This window comes from Oceaniovalibus sp. ACAM 378 (assembly GCF_008085915.1).
Lineage (GTDB): Bacteria > Pseudomonadota > Alphaproteobacteria > Rhodobacterales > Rhodobacteraceae > Oceaniglobus.
In genome coordinates this window covers 1-1,745 of the sequence record NZ_VSJK01000064.1, presented here as the reverse complement: position 1 = coordinate 1,745, position 1,745 = coordinate 1, and the positions used below count along the sequence as shown (strand labels likewise).

The 1,745-nt window shown below is 53.0% G+C and carries 2 protein-coding genes; one reads left to right on the top strand and one right to left on the bottom strand.

Annotation, left to right across the window (positions count from 1 at the left end; translation table 11 throughout):
• A partial coding sequence (locus FQ320_RS26225) for a hypothetical protein (RefSeq protein ID WP_222861730.1) occupies positions 1-213 on the top strand: 213 nt, incomplete at its 5' end.
• A gap of 81 nt (positions 214-294) precedes the next feature.
• On the opposite strand, the gene FQ320_RS25125 is transcribed toward FQ320_RS26225, so the two are convergent.
• The coding region (locus FQ320_RS25125; RefSeq protein WP_222861729.1) for a tyrosine-type recombinase/integrase at positions 295-1,745 on the bottom strand (1,451 nt) is incomplete at its 5' end.

The following is a 1,745-nucleotide window of genomic DNA, read 5'->3' as shown; positions in this document are numbered from 1 at the left end:
CCGGAGAACGCTGCACGCGTCCGGAGCCGACTTGACAAGGCCGAATCCCGCGCGCTGGTTGTACTTGTTCAAAATGAGCCCCTTTTGCGTCAGATGGCCGATGCCCTGAACCAGGCGCGTATGCTCGAAGACGACGCGCTCAAAAACTGGCTGGATCAGATTACTGTGCAGCCAAACGGGTTGGCGACGCCTCAAACGAATTCGTTAGGTTAAAAAGGTTGAGTAACCGACACGGGATTGCACTTCAGAAAAACGCGAAGGCGCTGCTTGTTGTTGGCACTTTATCGCTACAACTCACAAGGGGAAGCCAACGTTGGTTGGGTCCGGGTGTTCCGTCGATGGATAGCCCTGCCGCTCTGGCTGGCGCACAGGCGTCGAAGATCTCACGTTAGTGACCTGCAGCGCGCGGCTTCCGATTAGGCCGCGCGCTGTATTTGCGCTTCCGTAATGCTCTTGCGTTCGTACACTCTGATGCCCAAGAGCCGCCGCGAGATCAGCCGCGTCGAACTCATGTCCTCCTGCTTTAAAATCAGATGTGAACGCATGCCGGAATACATATGGTGTCAGGTGATGTCGCAACTTGGGAAAGGCGATCTTTCCCAACCGGGCAACACGCTTTTCCAAGCTGACCGAGACCCGCCTATGGCGCTCACTTGGCATCAACATCTCGCCGGTCTGCTTATGGGTCGCAACTGGAAGCTGGAGGGCAACACAGCCTTCAGCCCTGCGCGAGACCTGATCGAACAGCCATAAGGCTTCATCGGTTCGGCACATCATCTCTATCTCGCGGTGGTCCTGTCCTTTGCCTAGATGATACCCGATCTCTGCGGACACTTTCGCGCCCCTAATCTCAAACATTAGAGATGGATGATCGCCCACTGTCATCTTCCGGACGGTAATACCCAGGCCTTCGCTGAATTCAGACGGTCGGCATCCGGTTAACATGAGTGTTGCGATGCAGGCACGGCGGTGATCATCCAGATGATCATCCGGTAAGACCGCCCTCGTCCAGAAATGGGATCGCCAATCGTAGTTCGGAAAAGTTTGCGCTTTGCGTCGTTGATGTCGGTGGAGCGCGTAGAGGGCGGTTTTCTTTGATGCCAATGAGCGGGACTTACGAGATTCCTTACAGCTGGCCTCTTTGGTAGGGCGATTTCGCAGCGCTTTATGATGTGGGTCCGGCCGCACCTCCAACAGAAAGTTAATGGCACTGGCCAATTGAGGTCCCTGACCAACCGGGAATCGCTCTTTAACATTTCCTATCTGATCAAATACATCTTTACCGAAATGCCGTTCAAGAGATCGAAGGAGACGTTTTCGGTTGTCTGCATTTTTCTCATCAGTGATCATTTGGCGCCAGTAGATCGGGATCATTTCTAATACTTCTTTGGCCGCCATCCGTATCAGCGCGGATCGATAGCTCTGGCGACTGTTGGCACTCGTCCACCCATTTATATGATCAGTAGACAGATAGCTGATGTAGGGATCGCAGGACGAATGTTTGCGGGCCAGCGACGACGCGCGCTTTTCGTATTTGTGCCATGTGCCGCTGCGAAGCAGGTCTTCGAAAGAGAAGATGGCATTCGATTGAACAGCCAAATCGTAGGCCTCAATGCTTTGCTCTATAGTTATCCGGGGAGGCACCTTGCTATGTCTGTCATCAACATCGGTATCTACGAAATTTCTGTCTTGGTCCAAAAGTTGGGTGTGATGAATTCCAGTCATGTAATAGATTTCCTTGGTTT